22 protein-coding genes are annotated in these 25,908 nt (G+C 60.2%); 6 read left to right on the top strand and 16 right to left on the bottom strand.

Features of this window, described 5'->3' with window-relative positions:
* Positions 1–11 precede the first annotated feature (11 nt).
* Positions 12–506 (top strand): Rab family GTPase, encoded by a 495-nt coding sequence (locus EOA19_RS13095; RefSeq protein WP_023809564.1) that lies wholly within the window; start codon positions 12–14, stop codon positions 504–506.
* A 3-nt stretch (positions 507–509) separates the two neighbouring features.
* A complete protein-coding gene (locus EOA19_RS13100; protein ID WP_128303844.1) occupies positions 510–1,580 on the top strand; it encodes an adenylate/guanylate cyclase domain-containing protein in 1,071 nt (356 codons plus the stop codon).
* Between the two features lie 305 nt (positions 1,581–1,885).
* Here EOA19_RS13100 and EOA19_RS13105 read toward each other — a convergent pair whose 3' ends face one another.
* From EOA19_RS13105 to EOA19_RS13115, 3 genes are all read right to left on the bottom strand, one after another.
* Positions 1,886–3,265 carry a hypothetical protein gene (locus tag EOA19_RS13105; protein ID WP_128303845.1) on the bottom strand — a complete coding sequence of 460 codons (1,380 nt, stop codon included), beginning with the start codon at positions 3,263–3,265 and terminating at the stop codon, positions 1,886–1,888.
* Positions 3,265–3,789 (bottom strand): GNAT family N-acetyltransferase, encoded by a 525-nt coding sequence (locus tag EOA19_RS13110; RefSeq protein WP_023809560.1) that lies wholly within the window; start codon positions 3,787–3,789, stop codon positions 3,265–3,267. Before EOA19_RS13110 ends, EOA19_RS13105 begins: the two co-directional genes overlap by 1 nt.
* Positions 3,790–3,863: 74 nt before the next feature.
* Positions 3,864–4,703, bottom strand: coding sequence for a hypothetical protein (locus EOA19_RS13115; RefSeq protein ID WP_245486163.1), 840 nt, complete (start codon positions 4,701–4,703; stop codon positions 3,864–3,866).
* Positions 4,704–4,893: 190 nt separating this feature from the next.
* On the opposite strand from EOA19_RS13115, the gene EOA19_RS13120 reads away from it, so the two are divergent.
* Positions 4,894–6,309, top strand: a complete 1,416-nt coding sequence (locus tag EOA19_RS13120; RefSeq protein ID WP_023809558.1) for an adenylate/guanylate cyclase domain-containing protein — start codon at positions 4,894–4,896, stop codon at positions 6,307–6,309.
* A 124-nt stretch (positions 6,310–6,433) separates the two neighbouring features.
* Here the strand turns inward: EOA19_RS13120 and EOA19_RS13125 are convergent, their stop codons facing one another.
* The 8 genes from EOA19_RS13125 to EOA19_RS13160 form a co-directional block, all read right to left on the bottom strand.
* A complete protein-coding gene (locus tag EOA19_RS13125) occupies positions 6,434–6,913 on the bottom strand; it encodes a class I SAM-dependent methyltransferase (protein ID WP_023809557.1) in 480 nt (159 codons plus the stop codon).
* A 207-nt stretch (positions 6,914–7,120) separates the two neighbouring features.
* Complete coding sequence (locus EOA19_RS13130; protein WP_031212616.1) at positions 7,121–8,302, bottom strand: ABC transporter permease; 1,182 nt, start codon at positions 8,300–8,302, stop codon at positions 7,121–7,123.
* A complete protein-coding gene (locus tag EOA19_RS13135) occupies positions 8,299–9,297 on the bottom strand; it encodes an ABC transporter permease (protein ID WP_023809555.1) in 999 nt (332 codons plus the stop codon). Before EOA19_RS13135 ends, EOA19_RS13130 begins: the two co-directional genes overlap by 4 nt.
* Before the next feature lie 2 nt (positions 9,298–9,299).
* Positions 9,300–11,198 (bottom strand): ABC transporter substrate-binding protein, encoded by a 1,899-nt coding sequence (locus tag EOA19_RS13140; protein WP_023809554.1) that lies wholly within the window; start codon positions 11,196–11,198, stop codon positions 9,300–9,302.
* Positions 11,195–13,090, bottom strand: a complete 1,896-nt coding sequence (locus tag EOA19_RS13145) for an ABC transporter ATP-binding protein (RefSeq protein WP_128303948.1) — start codon at positions 13,088–13,090, stop codon at positions 11,195–11,197. The genes EOA19_RS13140 and EOA19_RS13145 overlap by 4 nt, the downstream gene beginning before the upstream one ends.
* Before the next feature lie 157 nt (positions 13,091–13,247).
* A complete protein-coding gene (locus EOA19_RS13150; protein WP_128303847.1) occupies positions 13,248–14,582 on the bottom strand; it encodes an adenylate/guanylate cyclase domain-containing protein in 1,335 nt (444 codons plus the stop codon).
* A gap of 535 nt (positions 14,583–15,117) precedes the next feature.
* Entirely contained in the window at positions 15,118–15,222 is a 105-nt protein-coding gene (locus EOA19_RS35880; RefSeq protein ID WP_023809549.1) for a hypothetical protein, read from the bottom strand.
* Between the two features lie 179 nt (positions 15,223–15,401).
* Complete coding sequence (locus EOA19_RS13160) at positions 15,402–16,583, bottom strand: DUF3095 domain-containing protein (protein WP_081734769.1); 1,182 nt, start codon at positions 16,581–16,583, stop codon at positions 15,402–15,404.
* 74 nt (positions 16,584–16,657) lie between these two features.
* Between EOA19_RS13160 and EOA19_RS13165 the strand changes: the two genes are divergently transcribed.
* Together EOA19_RS13165 and EOA19_RS13170 are read left to right on the top strand one after the other, a co-directional pair.
* Positions 16,658–17,746, top strand: a complete 1,089-nt coding sequence (locus tag EOA19_RS13165; RefSeq protein ID WP_023809547.1) for a glycosyltransferase family 4 protein — start codon at positions 16,658–16,660, stop codon at positions 17,744–17,746.
* A complete protein-coding gene (locus tag EOA19_RS13170) occupies positions 17,743–18,504 on the top strand; it encodes a polysaccharide deacetylase family protein (protein WP_023809546.1) in 762 nt (253 codons plus the stop codon). Before EOA19_RS13165 ends, EOA19_RS13170 begins: the two co-directional genes overlap by 4 nt.
* Before the next feature lies 1 nt (position 18,505).
* Here the strand turns inward: EOA19_RS13170 and EOA19_RS13175 are convergent, their stop codons facing one another.
* The 3 genes from EOA19_RS13175 to EOA19_RS13185 are packed head-to-tail and all read right to left on the bottom strand — an operon-like array spanning position 18,506 to position 22,579.
* A complete protein-coding gene (locus EOA19_RS13175) occupies positions 18,506–19,360 on the bottom strand; it encodes an MBL fold metallo-hydrolase (protein WP_023809545.1) in 855 nt (284 codons plus the stop codon).
* 23 nt (positions 19,361–19,383) lie between these two features.
* A complete protein-coding gene (locus EOA19_RS13180; RefSeq protein ID WP_031212612.1) occupies positions 19,384–19,830 on the bottom strand; it encodes a cyclic nucleotide-binding domain-containing protein in 447 nt (148 codons plus the stop codon).
* A 34-nt stretch (positions 19,831–19,864) separates the two neighbouring features.
* Positions 19,865–22,579: an ABC transporter ATP-binding protein gene (locus EOA19_RS13185; protein ID WP_128303848.1), complete on the bottom strand. Its 2,715-nt coding sequence runs from the start codon at positions 22,577–22,579 to the stop codon at positions 19,865–19,867.
* Between the two features lie 233 nt (positions 22,580–22,812).
* On the opposite strand from EOA19_RS13185, the gene EOA19_RS13190 reads away from it, so the two are divergent.
* On the top strand, positions 22,813–23,478 hold the full coding sequence (locus EOA19_RS13190) for a class I SAM-dependent methyltransferase (protein WP_081734794.1): 666 nt from the start codon (positions 22,813–22,815) through the stop codon (positions 23,476–23,478).
* 36 nt (positions 23,479–23,514) lie between these two features.
* Here EOA19_RS13190 and EOA19_RS13195 read toward each other — a convergent pair whose 3' ends face one another.
* A complete protein-coding gene (locus EOA19_RS13195; RefSeq protein ID WP_128303849.1) occupies positions 23,515–24,666 on the bottom strand; it encodes a glycosyltransferase family protein in 1,152 nt (383 codons plus the stop codon).
* On the bottom strand, positions 24,663–25,907 hold the full coding sequence (locus tag EOA19_RS13200) for a glycosyltransferase (protein WP_128303850.1): 1,245 nt from the start codon (positions 25,905–25,907) through the stop codon (positions 24,663–24,665). The genes EOA19_RS13195 and EOA19_RS13200 overlap by 4 nt, the downstream gene beginning before the upstream one ends.
* Position 25,908: the final 1 nt, after the last annotated feature.

The following is a 25,908-nucleotide window of genomic DNA, read 5'->3' on the forward strand; positions in this document are numbered from 1 at the left end:
CGGAGCCCAAGATGTTGCAAAAAAAGATCTGTATGTTGGGCGGGTTCTCTGTTGGAAAGACGAGCCTGGTTCGCAGGTTTGTGAAAAGCATCTTTTCAGAGACCTACTTGACCACGGTGGGAGTGAAAATCGACAAAAAGAGTGTCGCACTCCCGGACAAAACAGTGGATCTGATTTTATGGGATTTGGCCGGCGAAGATGATATCGGCTCATTCCGCGTCAGCCATGTGCGAGGTGCGACAGGCCTCGTGCTTGTCGTCGATGGAACCCGCGCCGCTACCCTTACCGCTGCACTCACGCTGCGCGAGCGGGTCGAGGCTGAATTCGGTGCTATGCCGTTCGTACTGCTTTTCAACAAATCAGATCTGGCCGATCGGTGGGTAATACCAGATAGAGAAATTGACGAACTGAGGCAACGCGGATGGCAAGTCTATCTGACAAGTGCGCTCTCGGGTGAGCATGTCGATGATGCGTTTCTTAAACTCGCTTCGATGGTCACCAAATAGACCATGCAAAGATTGCCAAGAGAGGTCGGAAGCTGGATTTACGATTTCTTCTACAACGAGCGTGCTATTGCGTATGTGAAAATTGACGCCCAGCTGCGGACAGCGGCGAAGGGCGGTAACGTTGAACATTACGGGCTCTCATGCCTTCGCATCGGTAAGCCTGTAGCCGACCAGCTTGAATTCATGGAAGGTTTGCTGCCTTGCCCGGAGCTTCCATTTCATATGCCTATGGTCGAACTGCCCAGCGGGCGTGTCGCGGACCTTCATCTTTTTGCTGATGATGACTGCGTGTGGCTGCTCTTTCTTGATGCCACTGCCGAACGCGACAACAAGCAGCGGCTTCAACAGAAGGCTTATGAAATGACTCTTCTGCAAGAGAGGGAGCGCCAACTCAACGAGAAGTTACATTCGGCCAATGAGGCGTTGAGGAAGAGTCAGGAGGGATTGTCGCGTGAATACCAGCGCGCGGAATCCCTGCTCCTCAACATTCTTCCGGCGTCGATCGCGAAGCGGTTGAAAGCGCAAAAGAAAATTGCCGACAACCACGCGGAGGTGAGTGTGCTTTTTGCCGACATCGTCGGTTTTACCGAAAGAGCGCGCAGCGTCGGAGCGGTGACTACGCTCGCTATCTTGAATTACTTTTTCAAGGCGGCGGATAGGCTCTCGGAACGACACGGCTGCGAAAAGATCAAGACTATCGGCGATTGTGTCATGGTGGTCGCTGGCCTGCCCACCGCGCGATCCGATCATGCACGAGCCCTCACGCACTATGCAGTTGAACTGCGCAAGGCGGTCAAGCGCGAACTCTTCGCAGGAGAACCGATAAGGCTGAGAATTGGAATTCACTCGGGACCGATCGTCGCTGGCGTCATAGGCAAAAGGCGGTTCGCCTATGACCTGTGGGGCGAGACCGTTAATCTCGCCTCACGTATTCAAACGTCCGCGGAGCCCGGTGAAATCCGTATCTCCGATGCAACGCGCCAACTGCTTGGGCCAAAATTTGCTTGCGACCCACTTGAGGAAACGGAATTGCGTGGTGCAGGTCGTGTACGAATGTGGCGGCTCCCAGCCTGATTTCCGGTTGCCGATCCTGGAGCGCACTGCATCTCAAGCCGCAAATGATCAACGCAAAGATTTGACCCAACTAGTGACCCTCATTGGGCGACTTGGGGCTGGCTCGCAACGACAGTTACGGCCATCTGGGCCGTTTTCCCCACGCGTGGGCGGCATGGCAGGAACTGCTCGCGTCAATCCTGACTATTCGCTGGAATACCGTCGCAAAGTCTTGCCTTACAAGAACCCTGCCGATATCGAACTCACGGTCGACGGGCTCCGCAAGGCCGGAATAGTGCAATGACAAATGAGGGCATGCGGCCGGATCAGACGCCAAAGGCTCGGCCTATCTTGCGCCATCGGGCGTTTTCACGAACCAGTTTCAGGTCGTCGGTCGTCTCGGCAAAGGTGTGCGAACGGTAGTGCCCGAGCAGGTCAGGAAACAGCCTCCCTGCCGGCAGGCCGGCAACCTGTTCGCGGACCGACATTTTTTCATCGATGACCCGGGTGCCCCAGGCATTTTCCCGAACCTGCAACTCGGCAGCCAGACCGCGCTCTTCCGGCGCGGTTTCATCCAGCGCGGCCAGCAGGATCGAATGGAAAAGCGCTACATAACCGATCTGCCTCAGGCCGCCCACGACCCGCACGCGCGGCAATATGGCAAGAACGAGGAACGTCAGGAACAAGTTCGGCAGCAGCACGCCGTCCAGCAGCGCCTGCTTGAGATGCGCCCGCTCGAACGGGATGGAAAGACCATTCGGCCTTTCAGGCTCGATCAGGTGCCCGTTCTCGAGGACGAGCTTGCGCACGCGCTCCTCGCGAATGCCCCAGAAATAGGCCGTGGCATTGGGCAGGAATCTGCCAAATGGGCCCGATTCGGTCTCTTGCAGGGTACGTTCGAGACGCTGACGCCTTGCGGGCTCAAGGAGCAGCTTGGAAAGAAGGCTGCTGTCATGGTCCAGATGCCGCGCCACGACGGAAGCCGCGAACCGGTCATCGATGAACACCGGCCGAGCCATGCCGGAACGATCCCAATCGGCGACCAGATCCTCGTTGAGTTCTGTCAGTGCATCGGCGGCGGTTCCAAACACCTTGTCCTGGCTGGCGAGCAGTGTGCCCAGCCAGCGGCTGGCATCCGTTTCGTCGCCCACCGCTTCGAGCGTCCGCTTGTTGAGGGTGACCGGGCCGGCCGCGCAGGCGCTTTTGCGGCATAGTTTGTGGCGCCCCATGCCAAACAAGTTGACCTTGTCGTCGCCGACATCGAGCCATCCCGGCCCCTCCCGGCCAATTGTCTCCATGGTCATCGTCGTTCCCATGAAGCCGACGAAGGCCGACAGCCCGTTTTCGACCGCGCCGAGCCAGGCAAACAGGAGGGCATCGAAGGTGATCCGGTCCATCAGAAGCAGGCAGTGGAGGCCGGACTGAATCACCGGTCTGTGGTCGAATTCTTCAAGGGCCTTGCCGACCTCTTCAGGCTGCATGATCAAATCAAGGCGCTGATGCAGTATATCAAGCAGGATCGAACGGGCAGCGATCGCCGGACTCGATGCAGGCCTTGCCACCGGCCGCCACAGATGGCGGGCGTATTCGGAAACCGGTGCATTCCAGTTCTGCTCGATGTCACGCACGACTTCCGGGCAGAGCAGTGATAGCACTGCCAGAACATCCACCGGAGCCTTAAGGGTCGGATCAAAGTCCGTGGTCATCAGAACCGCAGCCGGGCCATGCTCAGAAGGTCGTGATACCGCCCTTCGGTAAAGCCGGCCTTCACATGCCGGCCTTCGACCTCGAAGCCGTGGCTTGTGTAGAGGCGGATGGCCGGTTCATTGTCGGCATAGACGGTCAATTCGACTCGCTTCAGGGCGCGCCAGTTGTCGGCCACGTCAAGCAGCGCGCCAAGTATGGCAGAGCCGATACCCTTGCCGACAAAGCCATCGTCAAGGCCGATATTGATCTCGCCGATGTGCGAACGGCGCGGCGAACCCTGCACGACCAGGCTGCCATGGCCGACGACCTTGCCGTCCAGCTCGGCAACGATCCAGGTGGTTTCCTGGCCGGACTTGGCGATACGCCGTTCTACCTGCTCCACCATCTCGAATGGCATCCTGAGCGTGCCCCAGCGGAAGCCCGGCATGTTGAAGATGGCGCAAAGCGCCTCCGCATCGCTTGGCCGAATGGCCCGGAGTTGCGGCTGGATTTTCTTTGGGAATGGCGAGGTCGTGCTGGTCATGGCTTTCCCGGCAAAGGCAATGGGCCCGGCACGATGCACCGGACATCATCTGAAAATCCAGCCATCTCATCATCCTATGATGCCGATTGCGCGCTGAAGTACCAGGAGACGGCGTAGAGTTTGAAGATGCCGCTGATTCCGATCCAGCCGAAAATGGCGAGCCAGCACAATGTTCCCGTCGCCGTCCAGTCGATCCGGTGCACTGCGGCCTCGGTGATGACAAGGCCAAGGATGGCAAACAAGCCGACCAGAAACTGCGCCAGACCGAGCACCAGCAGCTCTTCGCGCGGCGCGCTTTTCCTGACGAGATATGTGCCGCCCGCTCCGGCGAGGAAGATGGCGCTGTAGACCTGAGCGTGGAAGGCGTCGATCGGCCACGGCCAGAAGCCGCCGAATGTCAGGGGAAACAGCAACAGACCGACGCCATAGAGCCCGAGGATCACCATTTCCATCGACATGTAGCCGCGCCATGCAGAGTTTAAGGTCACGCCCTTTGCGGAAGGACGGCCCCTGGCCCGCCAAAGGAACGATCCGGATACCGCGACCGAAGCAAGATAGACCAAGAACCAGAGCCAGGGCGCTTTGCGCTCGAAGTTGAAATAGCCGAGACTGAAGAACGAAGCCGCCGACACGATGACGGTGAAGATGAAGGCCATGACAAGCACGAGCCTGCCTGGCGACCAGCAGTTCCAGACCAGCAGCGCCGCCATCACGACCATTTCGGCGGTGTAGAAGCCGCCGAGGAAGCGGGCATTGAACGGCGTGACGGCCCAGGGCCAGCGCGGCTTGACCAGCGCAGGCGCGAAAAACAGGCCGGCGCCGACGATCAGGACGATGATGACCCCCGCCGAGAAAAGCCGCAGGGCCGCGGGAAATGGCGGGTTGCCGGGTGTCGGCGCGGGAGAAAGTCCCAAAGATGAATACCCCATGGACTCACCATAGTGCCGCTTGCGATCGGTGAAAATCCCGACGGAAATTGAACCGTCGCGCGGGCTCTGCCATTCGAATGGCCGTACGATCCGTTTCGAAGTAAGATGGAGCGCTCGGAACAAAGACCGGTTCCGGTGAACCCACCTAGGGGGCGCATTTTCCGGAGCCTGCACGATGACCGAAATTCAGGATCTGTTCTCGCTTTTGCGGCAATCAACCGATGTCGATCTCCAGGCAATCGACGCGATCCGGCGGACCATCGCGGAAGGCAAGGATTATGAACTTTGCCGCATCAATGTGCCGGCTTTCGCCAGCAAGCATGGCCTCGACGAGGAACGCGCCATAAGCGCCTTCCTCCATGCGGCGCGGGTGGGCATCTTCGACATTTCATGGAATGTTCTGTGCCCCGGCTGTGGCGGCGTGCTCGACACCAACGCTACGCTGAAAACCCTGCAGAAGGACGAATACACCTGCGCGCTATGCTCCGAAGGCTATTCGCCGACCCTTGATGAGATGGTCGAGGTGACATTCACCGTCAGCCCTCGCGTGCGCAGGATTGCCGCCCACAATCCACACGAACTGCCGTTGGTGGAATATTTTCGCCAGATTTACTGGGGATCCGGCGTCGATCTGCCGGAAGAGGATCTGGCGAAAAACATAGGAGCGTTCTCGCTGGAGGATATCGAGCTGGCGCCGGGTGAAAAGGCCGTCCTGCTTATACAGCTTCCGCCCGAATTCATCATCGTCTTCGAGCCGGTCACCCATTCAGCGCAGTTCATCGACGCGAAGGGCAAACCAACAAAAGAGCGGCGAAGCCTGTCTTTGGCTTTCGACCGCGACCATGTCCAGAACCAGACACTGGAAATGCTACCCGGTCCGCTGCGTATTTCGCTGGAAAACAGGACCGACACCCGCGTGCTGCCGGCAGTCTTCATCGCCGGCGAGGCATTGCATAATCTCCTGGGCAAACGCCGGCCTTTTCTGACCGCCAAGCGCCTGCTCACCAACCAGACGTTCCGCGACCTCTATCGTACGGATACGCTCGACATCAACCAGCGCCTGAAGATCACCAGCCTCACCTTCCTGTTCACCGACCTGCGCGGATCGACCGCGCTTTACGAGCGGGTGGGCGACCTTTCAGCCTTCGATCTCGTGCACGTGCATTTCCAGGTTCTGCACGAGATCGTCGCGGCGGAGGCAGGCGCGGTGGTGAAGACCATCGGTGATGCGGTGATGGCGACATTCGCGACGCCTGATCGCGCGATGGCTGCGGCCCTCAGGATGCGTGATGCCATGCGTGCGCTCAATGACAGAAGCGGGCGCGAGGATCTGCTGCTCAAGATCGGTGTCCATGCCGGCCCCTGCATCGCCGTGTCCATGAACGAGCGACAGGACTATTTCGGCCAGACGGTCAACATTGCTTCACGGGTCCAGAACCTGGCCAACGCACAGGCTATCTTCGCCACCCGTGCAGTGGTCGACGACAATCTCACCGCCGATCTGTTGCGCAGGAACGCTCTGACGCCCGTGCTTCACGAAGTCTCGCTGCGCGGCATCGAGCGGGAGATAGCGGTGTATACAATCCCCTGAGCAATTGGGCCGTCCAGAGCAATTCCAAGGAAGTGTAAACGGTTTTCGGAAAAAGCGCCTAGCACTTTCCCTTGGAATTGCGGTAGAGCATCGTTTGCGTGAAAAGATGAGGGCTCTCGGCCGCTCACACGCGCTTGCAGAGGAAATAACGATCGGCGGGCTCTGAAGTCGGCGCCGGGAGGCGTTGCAGCAGCGGGTGATCGAGCGGCGTGCCACTGACCGCGAAGCCGCCGACGCGAAGCAGGCTCGCAATCAGATCGGGAAGCCAGGTAGCAGTCACTGCATCGCGATCGTCATAGCCGGTGCCGATGTCGGCATGAACAAGGGCGGCTTCGATGCCAATGAACTTGCGGGCCGTCTCGCGTATTTCGCCGAGCACGAGGTTTTCGGCTTCGGGAATTGAGCTGGCATGTGCACCGACTTCGCGGTCGAACACCACGATCCGGCGCCCGGGCAGGCGCTCGCGCAGATGGTGGAACGTCCGTCCGTTGCCGAGGCCGAGCTCGAGCACAAGCCCCTCCATCTTCGCCACCTCGACGCAGACTTGGTCGAGAATGTCGCGCTGTGCGGTCATCCTGCTGATGAAATTCTCAAGGCGACTCATATGCTTTGTGTGTCCTGAACCAGCTCAAGATCGGCAATGCCTCCGACAAGAACTGTTCACGGGTGTATCCCGAAGGCGTAGTGCCAAACTCGATCACGTGTCGGAACATATAGAGGCGGACGATGAACACTGCAACAACCGTACAGGCAGCCGGCAAGGATCATACCGGGTGGAATAGGCGGCACGGCGCGCGGCAAAATAACGACCTCACTTGTAGGGATCTGCGGCGTCCCGCAAGCCGTCACCGAGGAAGTTAAACGCCATGATGACGAGAATGACGGGGAGCATCGGCAGGAGAAGCCATGGATAGAACGCGATCACGCTGACGCTGCGCGCCTCGGTGAGCAGGATTCCCCAGCTGGTTATCGGCGCCCTCAGGCCGAGTCCGAGGAAGCTCAGCGCCGTCTCGCCCAGGATCATGCCAGGAATCGAGAGCGTCGCCGTCGCGATCAGATGCGACATGAAGCCGGGAATGAGATGCCGCCTAATGATGCGGCTGCTTCCGGCGCCCATCAACTGCGCGGCGAGAACGTAATCTTCCTCGCGCAAGGCCAGAAGCTTTGAACGCACGGCCCGCGCCAGTCCGGTCCAGTCGAGCACTCCGAGGATGACGGTGATGCCGAAATAGATCAGGATTGGGCTCCAGGTTATCGGCATGATCGCCGCCAGGGCCAACCATAGCGGAATGCTGGGAATCGATTGCAGAACTTCGATTATTCGTTGAACGATCAGGTCGAAGATACCGCCGTGATAACCGGCCAGTCCGCCGATGACGATGCCCAGCAGGAAGCTGAAACTGATGCCGACGAGGCCGATTGTCAGTGAAATGCGTGCGCCATAGATCATGCGCGAGAGCACGTCGCGCCCCAGCCGGTCGGTGCCCGCCAGGAAAAGCTGACCGTTTTCGGCAGCGCAGACAAAATGCCTGTCACCTTCGATCAGGCCCCAGAACCGGTAACGATCGGCCTTGCAGAAGAAACGGAGCCGCTGAACATCGTCCTGGTTGTCGATGTAGTTCCGCTTGAGCGTGTCCATGTCCAGCGTCATCTGGCGGCCATAGACGAACGGCCCGACGAACTGGCCGTTGTGGAACAGGTGCACCTGCTGCGGCGGCGAATAGATGTAGTCCATGTTGCGCGTGTGCAGGTTGTAGGGCGCCAGGAACTCGCAGATTAATATCCCGAAATAAAGCACTACCAGGAATATGCCGGATACAAGGGCGAGCCGGTGCAAGCGGAATTTCCACCACATCAGCCGCAACTGCGACGCCTGAAAGACCTTCGACTGCTCCACCGTCATCGCCTCGACCGACTGCAGGTCAAAGGGCGCGCTGGAAACATAGTGTTCTAGTGGAGCACTCGGAGCGGGGAGCGGCGAATCCGTTTTCATTTGGTGCTGCCGCCCTGCAAACGAATTCGTGGATCCAGCAGCGCCAGCGCCAGGTCGGAAATCAGGACGCCGATAACCGTCAGGAAGGCGAGGAACATCAGGAACGACCCCGCCAGATACATGTCCTGGCTTTGCAGCGCCTTGATCAGCATTGGCCCGGTCGTTTCCAAAGACAGCACGATCGCGGTGATTTCGGCGCCGGAGATGATGGCCGGCAGGATGGAGCCGATGTCGGAAATAAAGAAATTGAGCGCCATGCGCAGCGGATATTTGACCAGCGCCCTGAACGGATGAAGACCTTTGGCGCGCGCGGTCACCACATATTGCTTGTGTAGCTCATCGAGCAGATTGGCGCGCAGCCGCCGGATCATGCTTGCCGTGCCGCCGGTGCCGATGATCAAGACCGGGATCCAGAGATGGGAGAGTATCGACTTCGCCTTGGCCCAGCTCATCGGCTCGCTGAGATATTGCGGGTCCATGAGATGGCCGATGGACGTGCCGAACCAGATGTTGGCGAAATACATCAGGATCAGCGCCAGCATGAAGTTCGGAATGGCAAGGCCTAGGAGGCCAAAAAAGGTCAGGCCGTAATCGCCCCAACTGTATTGATGCGTCGCGGAGTACATGCCGATCGGAAAGGCGATGAGCCAAGTGAAGATGATCGTGACGAAGGAAACCAGCACAGTCAGCCACATTCGGTCCCCGACGACGTCGCGAACCGGCAACTCATACTCGAAGGAATAGCCGAAATCGCCGTGCAGCATCCCGCCGACCCAATAGAAGTAACGAATGATCGGCGGCTTGTCGAAACCATATTCCTTGCGCATCATCTCGATGCGATCGGAATCCACCCCTTCGCCCTGTGCCCGAAGCTCGGCGACATAGCTGTCGAAATAGTCGCCGGGGGGAAGTTCGATGATCGTGAACACCAGCGCTGATATCACCAGCAGCGTTGGAACCATCACAGTAATGCGCCAGACAATATATCGAAGCACGCTCAGGACTCTCCAAGCCAGAATGTATCCGGCATGTAGACACCGAAATAGGCGGTCGGATCGTAGCCGAAGAGCGCCTTGTCAGGCAGATTGCGCAGCCGTGAGGACACCAGAATCGGCTGATGCGTTCCGTTCACGGTCCCGATCGAAAACACCTGATCGGTGTAGATCGACAGCATCGAATTCCAGATTTCGGCGCGCTCTGTCGCTTCGGTCGATGCGTTCCAGCGCTTGAGCAAAACCATTAACTCGATCACTGCAGGAAGATCGGGCGCCTCGCCCATCTTGCCATGAGACAAGTAGTGAGCACCCCAGAGCGGCCATTGCAGCTGATCGTCGATTGTGGGGGCCAACTGACTCGGGTTCATGTCGGCGGTCGGCACGCCATTGTCGATGCCCGACCACATCGACATCATGATCTGGCCGCCAAGCGCGCGGCTGCGGAAGATGTCGCGCTGCGAAGTCCGGATGAACAGGGCGATGCCGATCTTTCGCCAGTGATCGGTGATGAGTTCGAGCGCGTCGGTTTCCAGCGTGCTTTCGCCGGCGGTTTCCACGATGATCTGGGCAGAGCGTCCATCGGGAAGTATCCGCAGGCCGTCATCGTCACGTGCCAGAAGCCCGACCTCGTCGAGCAGCGCGTTGGCCTGGTCGGGATCATGGGCAACCCAAGCTTTAGCGAATTCCGGCCGGTAGAGCGGGCTCTCGGACAAAACCGTATCGGCGCTTTCCTGCGCCAATCCGTAGAACACGGCCATATTGATCTCGCGCCTGTCCACGGCGAGCGAAAGTGCGCGGCGCACGCGCACGTCACGCAGAAGGCCACGCCACACCTGGTCGGCACAATTCAGATTCGGCAGCAGCGCCAGCCGAGAACCCTGTGTGCGTTTCCACAGGTGCATCTTCACCGGATAGCGCTTCTCCGCGTCCTTCAGGAAGGAGTAATCGCTGAAGTCAATTCCCATGCATTGCAGGTCGCTCTCGCCCGCCCCGGTCTTCGCGGAGATGATCGCCGATGAGCTGACATTCATGATGATTCGGTCAACATAGGGCAGTTGCCGGCCGTTCTCGTCTGTCCGATGAAAGAAGGGGTTGCGCTCGAAGATGAATTGCTCGGCCGGCGGCTTGGTTCGGTTCTGCCAGGGGTCGAGCGTCGGCAGTTCCGGGTTCTCCGGGCGATATTGCCGCGACATACGGATATGCAGGAGCGTCCATTTCTGGGTCCGGTTCTCCTTCATCAGGCCGGCGAGCCGGAATGGATCCTGATATTTCTTGTGGAACTGCTTGAGATAGGCGGATGGCAGAACAAGCGATATCGGCGAAGCGGCAGCGAGCTTGGGCAGGAAGTCGGGATTGGGCGCATCCCAACTATAGCGCACCGTCAACGGATCGACGATCTCGAAGCGTGGCGGCTTGCCGTCCGCCATCAGGGTCGGGGCGAGCCCGCCTTGCGAAAGCTCATCGTTCAGCCAGACATCTTCCCAACAATAGCGAAAATCCTCCGGCGTCAGCAGGCTGCCGTCGGACCATTTGTGTCCTTCCCGTATCTTGAACGTGAAGATGCGATCATCCGCGACGTCGAAATTTTCGAGAATGTCGGCCTGCAAGCTAAGCTTTTCGTCGTAGCCGACCAGGCGAGAATATCCGTAAATCGTCATCATCCGGATATCTTTCTGGCTGCCGATGATCGTACGCAGCGTGCCGCCATATTGGCCCGGCTGCCGGCCCATCGTGGCGAGATTCAAGGCGCGCGGGCTCTTGGGCAGGCGCTCGGTGAGTGCTGGCAGCGCCCTGGCCGTCAGCTGCGGCCGAAGAAATTCCGGCTCCAGGTCGCCAGCGCGCGACGTGCCCGGCAGGAGTGCCGAAGCCATCACGCCAAGGACGGTGCGACGGCTGATCAATGGCGTAACTCGCTGACATCGGCCGAACGTCGGGCCAGCACGAGGTGGCCGCCGCCAAGATCGAGCGGCGCCAGGACATCCTCGTCGCCTTCTTCGCGGAATTGTGGTCCCCATGCGCTGGTGTCAGAAGCGCCGCCGAGCTTCAGCGTCTTGAAATCCATCGGCCGGTCGAGATCGGGGAAAGGTACCGCGGCGACCAGGGAGCGCGTGTAGGGGTGGATTGGTTTCCTGAGCAGAATTTCGCGCGGCGCAAGCTCGACGATACGCCCGCCGCACATCACCGCGATGCGGTCTGCCATGTAGTCCACCACCGCCAGATTGTGGGATATGAACAGGTAGGTCAGGCCCAGTTCTTTTTGCAGGTCCTTCAGAAGATTCAGGATCTGCGCCTGGACAGAGACATCGAGCGCCGAAACCGGCTCGTCGCAGATCAGGAGTTCAGGCCCCAGCGCCAATGCGCGCGCGATGCCGATGCGCTGACGCTGCCCGCCGGAGAAACTGTGCGGATAACGCTTGATGAAGCGCGGATCGAGCCCGATTGCCTGCATCAGGCTCTTGACCGTGGCGAGTCGGGACGCCGCATTGCCACGCTCATGGATCTCCAGCGGCTCGCTCAAGATGTTCTCCACCGTCATGCGAGGTGAAAGCGACGAAACCGGGTCCTGGAAGACCATCTGGATTTTCGCGCGCAATATGCGCAGGGCATCTCCCTCTGCGCCCAGGACGTCGGTCGGTCCATCGCGGCCGTTGAAGATCACAGAACCGCCGCTGGGGGTAATGGCCCGCATGAGGATCTTGCTGACGGTTGTTTTGCCACAGCCGCTTTCGCCGACCAGACCCAGACACTCACCCCGCCTGATGTCGAAGCTCACGCCGTCCACGGCGCGAACAGAGGATTGATGACCCCCGCTGAACCATCCTGACTTGCGGATGGTGAAGGTCTTAGTCAGATCCCTTACCGACAGCAGGATGTCGTCTGGCCCATTCGATGCCGGGGCAGTCTGCTTGCCGAGCAGGTTCCCGACATTCACCGGCACCTCGCGGAGCGCCTTTAGCCTTTCACCGGGCTTCAGGTCGAAATGCGGAACGGCTGCCATTAGGCCCTTCAGGTAAGGGTGGCCCGGCCGGCGGAATATCGCCTCGACAGGCCCCATTTCCATGATCTCGCCATGGTACATGACCACCACCTCGTCGGCGACATTGGCGACCACGCCGAGGTCGTGCGTGATCAGCAGCATCGCCATGTTCAGCTTGGTCTGAAGCCCGCGCAGCAATTGCAGGATTTGCGCCTGGATGGTGACGTCCAACGCCGTCGTCGGCTCGTCGGCGATCAACAAAGCAGGCCGGCAGATAAGCGCCATGGCGATCATGGCGCGTTGCCGCAATCCTCCCGAAAGTTCAAATGGATACATGTCGTAGGCGCGCTTGGGATTGGGGAAGCCGACAAGGCCGAGCATTTCCTCGGTCCGCGCCTTGCGCTCCGCCCGAGCCATAGGCGTATGAATCTGCAAGGATTCGCTGACCTGGTTGCCGATCGTGTGCAGCGGCGAGAGCGATGTCATTGGCTCCTGAAAGATTTTGCCGATGCGGCTGCCTCTCAACGCCCGGATTTCGGTTCCGTCACGCTGCATCTGCAGGATGTCTTGCGTCGTGCCAGGCTTTTCAGGATCAGAAAACAGGATACGGCCGCGAACGTGGGCCGTATTCGGCAAAATGCCCATCACTGCCTGGCTGAGAACCGATTTTCCGGAACCGGACTCGCCCACAAGCGCGGTAACCTTGCCGGGCAGGACGCGGAGATTTGCGCGTCTGACGGCATGCAACGGTCCCCCGATCATGGCAAAAGAGATGCCAAGATCCTCGATCCGCAGCAGATCAATGCCCGAATTCATCCTCACACCAGCCCCACTCTGGCAGTCTGCCGGGCGGCAGACCCAAAAAGCGAGACTAGCGTATTGCCAGCCTAGAGCAACTTGGATTCGAATCGAATTCCGCGACGGAACCGGCGACCGGGCTGCACACCAAGGCTTTCGGACCGGATCGTGTCGGTTACTGGAGCTTCCTCCGGTCGCTTGCCGACAACCGCGCGGCATCGCGATGAAGCAGCATGACCTGCTCGGCGTCCGATATCCGGTCCTGAATCGGCGCAGCGTCTTCATCGAGCGCGAGAGCACCCGACAAATCGGGTGAAAGCACCGTCAGCTTCTGCTTGATACCCGCCAGTTCCTCCGTGCCGAGCGTCAGCCAACTGTTGTCGCCGCAATAGCTGGCGAAGTCCTTGCTGGCGAGAACGCTGTGCGGATATTTCTTGGTCAGGGTCTGGAGACGCTGGACCTCGTTTACAGCCGAGCCGAAGACAGAGAATGTCAGCCGGTCGGTAAGTCCGACGTTGCCGAACATCACATTGCCGACATGCAGGCCGATACCAAACTTTATGTCGCCCAACCCCTGCTCCTTTCTGCGCAGATTGAGCTCCATCATGCGCCCGCTGGCCTTGTGCGCTGCCGCAAGAGCAGCCTGGCAGGCGATCTCGGACTGCGAGCGATGCCTTTCGCAGGGGTAGACGGCGATGAAGCCATCCCCCAGGAAACTCATGATCTGCCCGCCTTTGCGATTGAAAGGTGCAGCGATGGCATCGAAAAACTGGTTCAGCGTATCGATGTAGATTTCGCGACCGGAGGTTTCGGCAAGTCTTGTCGACCCCCGCATATCGCCCATGACCAGTGCGGCCCGGATTGTGTCACCCTCGCCGCGCTTGATCTGGCCGTCCAGCACACGTCTGCCGGCGTCGCCGCCAAGATAAGTGGTCATCATGTTGTCGGCGAGCTTGGTGAGCACCGCCATCTTGGTGGCGATAGCGAGATAGTTCTGGATCCGCAATAGCGCCGAAATCATGCCGTCGCTGAAGCCAGACGCACTGTCGGTCGACCACGACCCCATCATGCCCTGGCTGGTATCGCCGTTGAAGGGATGCACGAATGCCATGTAATCGGTGACGCCCATACGCCTGAGGTCGTCGAAAACAGGAAACTCCGACCGCACCGAGGGGTCAAGCCGGCGCCGCAGGTGGTCGAGCTTGTTGCTGAGCAGATGGTAGTATGGGCTGGTCAGGAATCTGTCGGAATGAACGCCGTTCTCACTGCGGAAGCCTTCCACTTCCAGGCCCTGGCCGCGAAGCCAGGTAAAACCAAGCGCGTCATAGAGCGGATGAAGCATCGAAAAGCTCAAATGCACCCGCTTCAGCGGCAGGCCGGCAGCAGCCAACCGTTCACAAAAGCCCTTTACCAATGTTTCCAGGTCGTTGCCCGCCAGCGCCGATTGGCTCAGCCAGTCGGCAACTTTATCCATGAGAATGGTGGAAACTTCTGCTTGCGCTGTGCTCATGCTATCTCAAACCCGTCGAAGACGAGCCATCTCCTTTGATCCGCCACACAAGTGAAGGCAGTGAAGCCGGCTTCGGCGACGAAAGCCGGCGAAGAATTTCCTAAATAACTCCTTGCAGGAAGGAAGCAGGCGTAAACAGCATCTATCACCTGGAACCCTATGTGGCGAGGCTTCCGGCGGAGTGCAATCTCGATCCTGACATCGGGCAAAGAATTCGCCGTCTCAGACATCGTCGGGCCTTCACCACCACTGTCGCTTGGACCAGCCCGAGGCGGCCAAAATCATTGCGTGTGTCGACGACCAGAGGAGCGTGATCAGCGATCGCCTGATAGTCGATCGCGTCGTGGTAGGTTGCCACGACGACAGCATCGGATCCTTCGGGGATCCTCTCCGGCTCCCGGTGTTTCGTCAGCAGTGTCGGAACGCAGATTATGATGGCATCGCAGACGGCTAGTTCGGCAAATCCGCAGTGGTGCGGAACCGCCCGGCCGGCACGGCTGTCGACGTCACTGCCTCAAGTAGGATTGGCCGTTGCTCAGGCATCGACCTTCCGGGCTTCGATGTCGAAGCCGGAAACCGGGAACCCGGCGCGTGCGATCGCAACCGACAGCGGCAACCCGACATAGCTCGGTCCGATCACGCCGACTTGCGCGACGCACCTCGAAATCCGGTTCAGAAGACGGTCATATGTTGATCGTTAGGCGTCCAAAAATCTGCTTTCCCGTCAATTCGGACAGGCTACCCGCTCCCATGGCGCGGCTCACCGGTGCCAAGAACCATGAGTGAGGGCATATTGCGGAAATCGATTTCCGCAAGCAGTCAGCAGACCGGCGCCTTCGCCTTCAGGCTTGCGGCAGCCATCGCGTAGCCGCCGGCGGCGCCATCGATGAAATGAACATGATCGCGCTGCAGCGGCGAGATGACGAGGCAGGTCATCAAGGCCGACTTCTGGCGGTGCAGGCCATAATTGCAGATGCCCGCCTCTTCCGCCTGCTTCAGCCGGTCTTGGATCCGATGCAGCACATCCGCGTCAACGTCGATGGTCATCTTCAAGCCGTCGTCGAACTTTCGGAAATCCGAATTGCTGGCCACCTCGCGTTTGTAGACCTTCGGATCGAAACGGCCAATCGTCCAGCCAAATCGATCGGTTACAGCCGTAAGCGTCATCAGGAACACGATCCACAGCTTCGACCGCCACCGCCATCCTGCCGTGGCCATCGCCCGCGCCTCGACATCCAGGCCGGCGGGCAGCAGACTGTAGCCCGGGCCGTCCACCGGCACCGGGTGGCCATCGCGCTCCTGCCTGCCGGCGAGGGCGATGATGTCGGAAGCCAGAAACTGAAACCCGCGCAAGTCGCGCGACGCCCCCGGTGTGGCTATGATCGAGACGATTTCGCCATGCCGTGCTTCGATCGGGTTCCAACGGCAGGAAAGGCCGGTCAGATCCGGCCGCGCGCCGACCGGCGCAGGATCGATGCGGTAGCGCCCCGCTTTCATCTCAGCTTCCGCCCAACTGCCGCCACCGCCGGCGAACATGGCATAGAAGGCCGCTTCGGAGGCCTGGAACCTCGCCACGCGAACGTCGAGGCCCTGCGCCCTTATGTCCCCTATCGGCACGATCGCGGCGCGCAAGGTCAGGCCCAGTTCGTCCGCCACCCATCTTTGGACGGCCGCCAGCGCGTTGCGGGCGATTTCCAGCGCCGAGCCGGGAAACGCCACGAGTGCGCCGTCGCCGCCGAAGACAAAGGGGAGATCTTGCCGACCCAGCGCATTGAGCAGCGCCGAAATGACGCTTGCGCCGGCCATATTGACGGTTTTATAGCGCCCCGCCTCGATCGCCTTGGTCGAGCCGACAATGTCGGCAGTGGCCAGCGCCCAGCCATCGGGGAGGGGCCGATAGTTATCGATATCGGCAACGCTTTCGAACTTTGCGAAGACAGGCAAAGAAGCGACAAACGGGTCGGACGCGACAGCTGTTTCCATGGCCATCAGATAGCACATTCCACGACTTGAAGGTGAAGTCGATCACGCTTGGAAATTGACTTGCGCAGGCTTTCCGATGATAGGGTCGCGCGATGCGAATTGCCTTCTACGCGCCGCTGAAGTCACCCAATCATCCCGTTGTCTCCGGCGACCGCCAGATGGCACGGATGCTTGTCAAAGCGCTGGAGTACGGAGGGCATAGCGTCGAATTGGCATCTGAGTTGCGCTTCTATCTACGCCAGCCGGAGTCGAAAAGTTTCGAGGCACTCAAGATCGAGGCCGCAGAGGAAGCCGCGCGGCTGACCAAGCTTTGGGATCGTGACGGCAAGCCCGATCTCTGGTTCACCTACCATCCCTATTACAAGGCGCCCGACTTGATCGGGCCGGAGCTGGCGTCGGCCTTTGCTGTCCCCTATGTGACAGCGGAAGCCTCCTATTCCAGGCGACGCAATGCCGGCTTGTGGGCCGATAGCCAAGCATTGGTGGCGCGAGCCATCGAACAAGCGGCTCTGAACATCTGCTTCACCCAAAGGGATCGTCAGGGACTGGCGGATGCTATTCCCAAGGCCGCTTTCGGTATGCTTTCGCCCTTCATCGACATATCGGCATTCCGGGAAATCCCGGCACGGGGTTGTCCGACGCGCCTCGTTACCGTCGCCATGATGCGCCCGGGCGACAAACTGGGCAGCTATCGCATGCTGGCGCAAGCGCTCGGCTTGATCGGCCATATGCCCTGGACCATGTCGGTCGTCGGAGACGGGCCAGCTCGCGACGAGGTCGAAGCGCAATTCGCCGGCTTGCCCGCCGATCGTATCGAATGGATCGGCTCGATCGAGCCTGCCGCCGTGCCGGATGTCCTTTATACCGGGGGAATCTATGTCTGGCCGGGTTATGGCGAGGCCTACGGCGTTGCCTATCTTGAAGCACAGGCCGCCGGCCTTCCGGTGGTGGCTCAGGACATCGCCGGCGTGCCGGAGGTCGTGCGGGATGGCCAGACCGGGTTTCTCACCCCGCCGGGCGATGTCGCGGCGTTCGCTTCCGCCATTGAAAGGCTTCTGGCCCGGGACGACGAAAGAACCATCATGGCCGCGGAAGCCCGGCGTTTCGTTCTCGAAGAACGTTCCCTCGGTGGCGCAGCTGCGCGTCTGGCCGAACTTATTGCGAAGGTCCCGGTCTCATGACGTCCGATCCGATCTGGCAGCCCTTGGTGGAAGAGCTGGCGCGCCTGCAACGGGCGGGCCGCAAGGCGGAGTTCTGGCTGCGCGACGACGACGCCGTGTATCCGACGCCTGCGCTTGATCGGCTGCTCGACCTCACCGGTGAATTCGCGGTTCCGGTCACTCTGGCCGTCATTCCGGCCCTGACCGACGCGAAGCTTGTCGCCCGGCTCGACGAGGCCCCGCATGCCACGGTCGCCATCCATGGCTGGGCGCACCGGACTCATGCGCCCGAGGACCAGAAAAAGCAGGAGCTCGGCGCGCATCGGCCACGCGAGGCGGTGCTCGATGATCTGGCTCGCGGACTGTCGCGAGTAACCGGCCTGCACGGCGCACGTGCCGTTCCGATGCTGGTGCCGCCCTGGAACAGGATCGACGCCGGCGTGGTATCCGACCTTGGATCGATAGGTTTTGCGGCCTTGTCAGTCTATGGGCCGCCGAAGCCGGCTTCATTGGCGGTCATCAACAGCAATGTCGACATCATGGATTGGCATGGCACGCGCGGCTGCCGCGATCATGGTGTATTGGTCCAGGCTATCATCGCACACTTGCAGCATGCATCCGACGGCGAGCCGATCGGCCTGCTCACCCACCATCTTGTACATGATGAATCGGCCTGGCTTTTCCTCGAACGATTGTTGACAGTCACCGCACAGGCTGAACCCTGTGCATGGCTTCCGATCAGGACATTGATCGGGCGCCACGCGGGTAAAGGAAAATAGCTCAGCGCTTTCTGTGCGATGAGACCGGGAATTTGAGCATCTGGCCATCCCGCGCGGCAAAAGCGCCGGCAAACCTGTCCTTGGCCAGCTTCTCCATCTCGTCCAGTTGCTCGTCGGTGCGTGTCGGATCGTGGTGAAACAGCGCAAGCGCCCGTGCACCGGCCGCCTCACAGAGCTTGACGCCCTGTTGCCATGTCGAGTGACCGTTACCGCGGCGGCGTTCCATTTCCTTCTCGGTGTAGGTGCAATCGTAAATGACGAGGTCGGCATCTTCGATCAGGTCGAGCACCGACTGATCGAGTTTGTCCGGCTCGTGCTCGGTGTCGGTGATCACCGCCACGACGCGGCCGCCCCATTCGATCCGGTAGCCTATGCAGCCTCCCGGATGGGTGAGACTGCCGGTCCGAACCACCACCCCTTCGCGCGGCCGAAGCACGTCTCCGGATACGAAATCGCGGCAGTCGAGATTTGCCTTGCAGACGTTCATTTTCACCGGAAACCACGGCGGCCGTATGAACTCATCGATAATCTGCCGGGTCGTCATGCGTCCTGCAAGATGCCCGGACCAAAGCGTAAGCTTGACGCTCGGGTCGAAGATAGGCGCAAAAGCCGGCAGCCCGATGATGTGATCGTAATGGCAATGGGTGAAAAGCAGGTCGAAATCGGTCACATCCGACGCCTGAAGCGCCTTGCCGGCAGGCCGCAGGCCAGAGCCTGCGTCGAACAGAAGCGTATGCTTGCCGCATCGCATCTCAATGCAGATTGTGTTGCCGCCATAGCGAGCGAATTCTGGCCCGGATACAGCAATGCTGCCGCGCACGCCCCAAAATCTGACCAGGAAAAAATCGTCGTCCATGCTACCTTTCGCCCATCATAGCTCTAGGCGCTTCGTGCGTCGATCAGATCCGCGGTCGTATGGCTTAGCCGATCGGCAAGAACCCGCAATATCTCGATGGTCATTTCCGGGAACTCCTTCATAAGCCTCAGGAAATGATCCTTGCGGATTCTCAAGGCCTCCAGATCACTTGCCGCGCTGACGGTGGCAGTGCGGGAGCTGTTGCACAATATGGCGATCTCGCCGACAATCGAATTTGGCAGCAGTTCGGCAACTTTCATCGGCCCGCTGTCGGAATCGACCAGAATATCCGCCCTGCCTGAAAGGATGACATAGGCAGCGTCTGCCTCGTCGCCCTGCCGGAAAAGAATCTGGCCGGCGCTGTAATTCACGCGATCGGATGTGAACGCGAGCAGCTTGAGCTTTGCCGGCTCAATGCCAGAGAACAAGGGAACGCGTTGCAGCATTCCAACTTCATCCTTGAGCAGCATTGTCGCAAACCTTCCTAAATTCGCGTCTGCCAGACTATGACAGAAGTTCCTTGAAGATACCGTTCTCTGCCAAAAGTGTCTCGTGTGTACCGTCTTCCACCAATTGACCCGAGTCAAAGACGATAACGCGATCGAACATCATCGCCATTGCCGGACTCGTCACGACCCACACAATTGCCGGCGAATGGCCGTCGCGTCTGGCTTCCTCGAGCACGTTTCGCAGCACCTTGTCCTGAATGCGCTGGTCGAGCGCCGACAGCGGCCGGTTGAGAATGAGAAAATCGGGACGCTTGAGCAGAGCCCGGGCAACATCGAGCTTCTGTCGCTGTCCGCCGGTCAGCCGCCTTCCACCGGCGCCGACGTTGAAGTCCAGGCCGACATCCAGAAGCTCGGCATAGAGCCCCAGCTCGTCAAGAATGTCATAGACGATGGAGCGTATGCGGTCCGGGGCGTCGGGATGGTTGTTTCCCACACGGCCGAATAGGACATTGTCCATGACGGTGGCCGCGGCAATGTATTTGGCAGGATCATACCGTTCGATCGCGTTGTGCAGTTCGGGCGGCAGGTTTTCATAGAACTGGTTGCGTGCGGCGACGATCTTGCTCATCAACTCGTCGGTCAGCAGGCCGAAGCGGTGCCGGGGCTCGATATAGGCAAAGCTCAAGGTGATGATCATGGCGCGGTCGGCCTCCGAAACCGCCTCGTAGGGGCGGTTCTTGAGCCGCTGCAGCAAGGTCTCGTAGGCGGGGATCTCCTCGGCGCTCATGAAGGCGAGCTGCTGGAAGAACTGGTGATCTGGCGGCAGGTCGGCAAACAGCTCGATCGCCTGTTCGGCGATCTCCATGCCCATCTCGTAGAGCGTGCTGTCGAGGCCGGCCTGCTTCAGCACGGAAGCAAAGTAGGGATTGGCCGCCAGAGCCTTGTCGGCCAGTTCGGGGCCGGCGGCGGCGCCGAAAAGCAAGTTCTGGCCGATCGTCGCTTCCGTGTTGTAAGCGCCCGGCTCGAAAGGAACCACCAGTTCGCGCAGCCCTTCCTGTTCCAGCCGGGTTCGCAGCGCTGCACGCAGTTCGACGATCCGCCCGGCGAGCTTCGTGTGACGCGTGAGGTCGGCCGAAGAGCGCAAGCCAAGATCCAGAATGTCGCGCGACAGAAGAACCGCGTCGAGCACCCGGCGCACCGCTTCAAAGAGGTCGTGCGGGCCGGTAGCACCGGCGGAAGCATAGTCGATCCAGTCGCTATGGACGTCGAAATCCGGATTGCCCGACCGGCGCGCCTCGTCCATATTCCAGCGCTGCTGGTCTGCCGCGGCGCCGTCATAAGTCACCGATGTCAGCGGTGCATGCTTCAACCCGTAGAGCAGGTTATCGCGCAGGCTTGCTTGGAACAGGAAAACATCCGACGAGGCGTAGGACATGCGCCGGCCGGTCACAGCTTCGGGGAGTTCAAGCAGGTCATCGGCGCCCGAAGCGACCTTTCCACTCTCTGGCCAGTTCAGACGCGCGAAGGCTTCTGCTAGCGCCTCCGCTCCGCCTGTCGGGGTGCTGACCAGCGCCACCGTCTCAGCCGGCTTGACCTGCATGGAGACACGGTTGAGGAGCATTGCACCGCCATCGTCTGCCATGGAGAGACCGACCGCCGACAGCGGGTTTGTCATCGGACCGGGATCGTCGATCGTCAGTGCCGCGATTCCCGGCGCAATGATGTCCTCGACGGTGAACTGTTCAACGACCTGCTGATATTTGACCTGGACATCCTGCCGATCCTGATCCCAGTCGATCAGTTCCTTCATCGGTCCGGGCAGGTCCTTGTAGGCTCCGATCACCGCCACGAGCTGGCCGACGTCCAGCCGGCCCCCGATGACCAGATACCCGCCGATCATGTAGAACAGAAAGGGCGTGAGCTGTGCGAGAAAATTGTTGAGGAACTTTACCATGAATTTCCATTGGTAAAGATCGAAGCGGATCTTGAAGATGAGCCCTAGCCTGACAGCTATGTCGGCGCGCTCGTAGTTCGACGTGTCGTGGACGTGAACCGCGCCGATGCCGTCGACGATTTCGCCAACCCGGCCAGAAAGCGCGCGCGCCGTCAACTGCCGTTGGCGCCCAAGCACGAGCAGCCGCCGCCGCATCCGCGGGATGAGTACGATCTGGATGATCACGATCACCACCGCTATCATTCCGAGCCAGACGTTCTGGACCATGATGAACAGCATGGCCGTCAGCGCCTGGCCGCCGAGCAGCACCGGCTGCAGGAAGGCATCGCCGATAAAGCCGCCCAGCGGCTCCACCTCATCCTTCACCATGGTCGCCACTTCGGCGGATTTCACCCGCTTGAAGTAAATCGGCGGAAACCGCAGCACACGATCGATCAGATCGAAGCGAATACGCCGCAGCATGCGTTCGCCGAGGCGGCCCTTGTAGGTGTTGATGTAGAGTTTGAACAGGCCGTTGATGACGACCAGCAAGAGGAACACAAGGCTCAGGGCAAGCAGCGTCTCCTTGCGGTCAAGCTGAAAACCGGAGAAGAACTGGACCTCGCCAATGAACGGCAGGTTATAGTGCAATCTCATGAAGGGCAGGGTCGTGCCGGGTTGCTCGAACCCCTTTCCCTGGATCGGGCCGTTGACGATCAGCTTCGGCAGGTCGAAGGACATGAAATATGGGATCATCGAAAGCAGGACGATCATCAATATCCAGATCTGCTGCTTCCGGGTGTGCGTCCAGATATAGCGGGCTAGGCTGGGTTCCATATGCGACTGTCAGTTTGGAGGATGCAGGCGGTGAAAGCACCTGCTGGCAAACGATGTATCGGCAATGTCTTCGCGGATGGACGCCGCTGGTCGGGACAGACGCAATCGGCCCCCTTCGCCACCGTGCAACGGCGAAACGGCTGGCGGCATCGTCTTATCCGCAAGTCGAACAGGCTCGCGTGAGGCAATATTGCGTTGTGTCGCCCGAAATCCCAACATAGAGGACGAATATGATGGATGTCACACAAGCACGCAATGCCGGCGGGCACGAACAAGCCTTGGATCTCGCCCGGGGAATTGCCGCCTATGTCGACCACCCTCTCGTCGCCGGGCTGGCGCGCGTCATCGCCAAGCATCCGACGGCCGACATCGCCAACGCCTTCAACCACAAGCAGGTCGCTTGCAAGATGTGGGCGCTCGACGAGCTGTTTGGAAGCTGCGGCGGCCGGTTCGGGCGTATATGGGTGCTGGGTGGATGGTACGGCGTATTGCCGGCAATGCTTTTCAACGACGCCCGTTTCGACATTGCGGCGATCGACAGCATCGACATCGATCCGGAAGTCGGGCCGGTCGCCCGGACCCTCAACCGGGAAGCCGGCGACCGCTTCCGGGCGCTGACGGAAGATATGTACGCACTCGACTATGCCGCCGGGCGGCCCGACCTAGTGGTCAATACGAGCTGCGAACACATAGCCGAGCTGGGTGCCTGGCTTGCCCTGCTTCCGCGGGGCACGAATGTGCTGCTGCAATCGAACGATTACTTCAGCGAGCCGACGCACATCAACTGCGTGGCTTCGCTTGCAGCCTTCGAAGCAATGGCGGCGCTACGGGAGATCAGGTTCTCCGGCGAACTGCCGACAAAAAAATATACGCGCTTCATGCTGATTGGAACTGTTTGAAGCGCGTTTCGCGAATCCAACGAGATGCGACCTGCGTTAGGATTTCGAGGACCAGGTTCGTTGCCGCTCGCGCAGGATTTGCGCAGAGTGACGGGCGCCTTCCAGATCGAGACGATGCGCCGCTGGCGCCGGTCCCGCAAGCGCCTGTTCGATCGCTTGCGCCAGACACTCAGGCGTCAGGTCCTTTTCCATCCGCACCGTTGCAAGGCCGAGCTCTTCGAGCATAAGGGCTCGAACCGTCTGTTCCGTTTCCCCGCCGGCTGCAAAGGGAACGAGCAGCGAGCGACAGCGCGCGCGCAGGACATCGCAGACAGTGTTGTAACCCGCCTGCGAGACCGACAGGCGGGCGCCGGTCAGCAAGCTGGCGAAATCCTCGCGAAACCGGAAGATGGACAGGCGCGGCGTCGCATCGCGTGTAATCGCGTCAAATTCGTCCTTCGGCAGGTTTGGGCCGGTGATCAGACACCATTTCCAGGCGTTGTCGGCATTCCGCGCTAATGCGATGGTGGACCGGACAAGGCTCTTTCCGGCGGCCCCGCCGCCAACCGACACCACAACGTCGAAACGCTCGGAGGCCGCGGGCGCTGGTGGCGCGGCAACGAGCCCCGTGTACGCAACCTCGGCCCTGATCGCTCCCGCCAGTGGAAATGTCTTGTCGATGGTTGCGAAAGCCGGATCGCCATGGACCATGACAAGGTCAAAATGCCTGTTAACGAGAGCGACCGTTTCCTCGTTTCGGCCCGGCTTGACGCGCTCCTGAAGGATATCACGGACTGACGTCACCAGCAGCGGTCTGGGCGACGCCGCGTCGATGGCCTCGATCAGCGGCAAGAGTTCGAAACGCATCTGCCGGCGCCCAAATGGAAACGCCTCGACAATGACGATATCAGGCCTGCAATCCCGGAATGCCTGCAGCAGCATCTCGGAACGCCGTTTCTTGAAATCATCGTCGATGGGCTTGCCCTGCAGGTCGACAAGACCGGAAAATCCTTCATCACCGGAGGTGACAGATGGCAGGGTTACAGATATTGCCCCCGATCCCGGAAACCCCGCGACCGGCGCTCCGCCAGTGACGATGGTTACGTCAAACCCGTCATCGACCAGAGCCGCCGCGACGCGGCTGGAGCGCGCGAGATGGCCGATGCCGAGCAGGTGCTGGACATAGAAGAACGCGCGCAGCCGCTTCATTCGGCGGCCCGCCACTCCCGTTCGAACAGCTCCTTGAGCTGTCCAATGCTTGCCATGTGATCGAAATTGCCGCGCACGCGCGCCTCTGCGGTGTCGCCGAGGCGGGCACGCAGCACGGGATCACGGATCAGCCGCTCCAGCGCCTGTGCCAGGGCAATTGGGTTTTCCGTCGGAACCAGCAGCCCGGTTTCATCCGGCGATAAAAGCTCCGGCACGCCGGAGATATCGGTCGACACGCAGGCAAGCCGCTGGCTGGCCGCCTCCACCAGAACATTCGGCAGACCATCGCGGTCACCATTTGCGGTGATCCTGCAGGCCAGGGCGAAGATATCGGCGCGGCGGTAGTGCTCAAGCACCTCTTCCTGCGCGAGCGCGCCTTTCCAAGAGATGCGACCATCCAGTCCGAGCTTTTGCGCCAACGCCTTGAGCCGTTCCAGTTCCTCGCCGCCGCCAATATGCTCGAAACGCCACGCTAAATCACCGGGCAAGAGGGCAAGGGCCTCCAGCAAGGTGTCGTAACCTTTCTTTGCAACGGCGCGCCCGACACTCAGAACGATAACCGGTTCGTCCGGCACCGAGCCGTCATGCTGTTTTCGTGCCTCGCCGAAAATGCCGAAGCGATCAAGGTCGAGCCCATGATAGCTCAAATGCACTGACGAGTTGCCGTCGGCGAGTTTTTTCAGACGGTCGAAGCCGGTTTTCGTGCAAGTTACCGTCCAGCGCGCCGAGGAAAGCTTGCTGGCCAGATCCCAATCCGCCGAAGTCCAGATGTCCTTGGCATGGGCCGAGCAGCTCCAGGGCAGACCAAGAAGCTGGCTGGCATAGCGCGTCACCGATGCCGGCGTGTGCGCGAAATGCGCATGCAGCCATACCGCGTCTTCGGGCCATTCGGCCGCTAGCACGAGCGCTTGCCCGAAACGGCGCGCGCGATTGCGCGTAAAGTCGCGCGGCATATCGACGGCCAGCGATCCCAGTGCACGCCAGAAGCCCGGCCGCAGCAAACAAGCAGAAAGCGAGCGAACCACGCGCAGCGGCTCTTCATGCAGATATTCCGGCAGATAATGGACGGGCGCTTTGATCTCGTCATGCACGGGGTGGCGTTTTGCGTCGGTCGGCCGCCTGAGCGCAACGAGTATCAGATCGAACCCCGCACGCTCCAGTCCGAGCAGTTCCTGCGCGATGAAGGTTTCCGACAGGCGCGGATAACCCTTCAGAACCACGACGATCTTGCGATGTTGCAAC

The sequence above is a fragment of the Mesorhizobium sp. M7A.F.Ca.US.010.02.1.1 genome (assembly GCF_004023085.1).
Classification (GTDB): domain Bacteria; phylum Pseudomonadota; class Alphaproteobacteria; order Rhizobiales; family Rhizobiaceae; genus Mesorhizobium.

Coding starts and splice junctions, on each gene's coding strand:
- EOA19_RS13095 (WP_023809564.1), top strand. CDS start 12: ATGTTGCAAAAAAAGATCTGTATGTTGGGCGGGTTCTCTGTTGGAAAG.
- EOA19_RS13100 (WP_128303844.1), top strand. CDS start 510: ATGCAAAGATTGCCAAGAGAGGTCGGAAGCTGGATTTACGATTTCTTC.
- EOA19_RS13105 (WP_128303845.1), bottom strand. CDS start 3,265: ATGACCACGGACTTTGATCCGACCCTTAAGGCTCCGGTGGATGTTCTG.
- EOA19_RS13110 (WP_023809560.1), bottom strand. CDS start 3,789: ATGACCAGCACGACCTCGCCATTCCCAAAGAAAATCCAGCCGCAACTC.
- EOA19_RS13120 (WP_023809558.1), top strand. CDS start 4,894: ATGACCGAAATTCAGGATCTGTTCTCGCTTTTGCGGCAATCAACCGAT.
- EOA19_RS13125 (WP_023809557.1), bottom strand. CDS start 6,913: ATGAGTCGCCTTGAGAATTTCATCAGCAGGATGACCGCACAGCGCGAC.
- EOA19_RS13130 (WP_031212616.1), bottom strand. CDS start 8,302: ATGAAAACGGATTCGCCGCTCCCCGCTCCGAGTGCTCCACTAGAACAC.
- EOA19_RS13145 (WP_128303948.1), bottom strand. CDS start 13,090: ATGAATTCGGGCATTGATCTGCTGCGGATCGAGGATCTTGGCATCTCT.
- EOA19_RS13150 (WP_128303847.1), bottom strand. CDS start 14,582: ATGAGCACAGCGCAAGCAGAAGTTTCCACCATTCTCATGGATAAAGTT.
- EOA19_RS13160 (WP_081734769.1), bottom strand. CDS start 16,583: ATGTGCTATCTGATGGCCATGGAAACAGCTGTCGCGTCCGACCCGTTT.
- EOA19_RS13165 (WP_023809547.1), top strand. CDS start 16,658: ATGCGAATTGCCTTCTACGCGCCGCTGAAGTCACCCAATCATCCCGTT.
- EOA19_RS13170 (WP_023809546.1), top strand. CDS start 17,743: ATGACGTCCGATCCGATCTGGCAGCCCTTGGTGGAAGAGCTGGCGCGC.
- EOA19_RS13175 (WP_023809545.1), bottom strand. CDS start 19,360: ATGGACGACGATTTTTTCCTGGTCAGATTTTGGGGCGTGCGCGGCAGC.
- EOA19_RS13180 (WP_031212612.1), bottom strand. CDS start 19,830: ATGCTGCTCAAGGATGAAGTTGGAATGCTGCAACGCGTTCCCTTGTTC.
- EOA19_RS13185 (WP_128303848.1), bottom strand. CDS start 22,579: ATGGAACCCAGCCTAGCCCGCTATATCTGGACGCACACCCGGAAGCAG.
- EOA19_RS13190 (WP_081734794.1), top strand. CDS start 22,813: ATGGATGTCACACAAGCACGCAATGCCGGCGGGCACGAACAAGCCTTG.
- EOA19_RS13195 (WP_128303849.1), bottom strand. CDS start 24,666: ATGAAGCGGCTGCGCGCGTTCTTCTATGTCCAGCACCTGCTCGGCATC.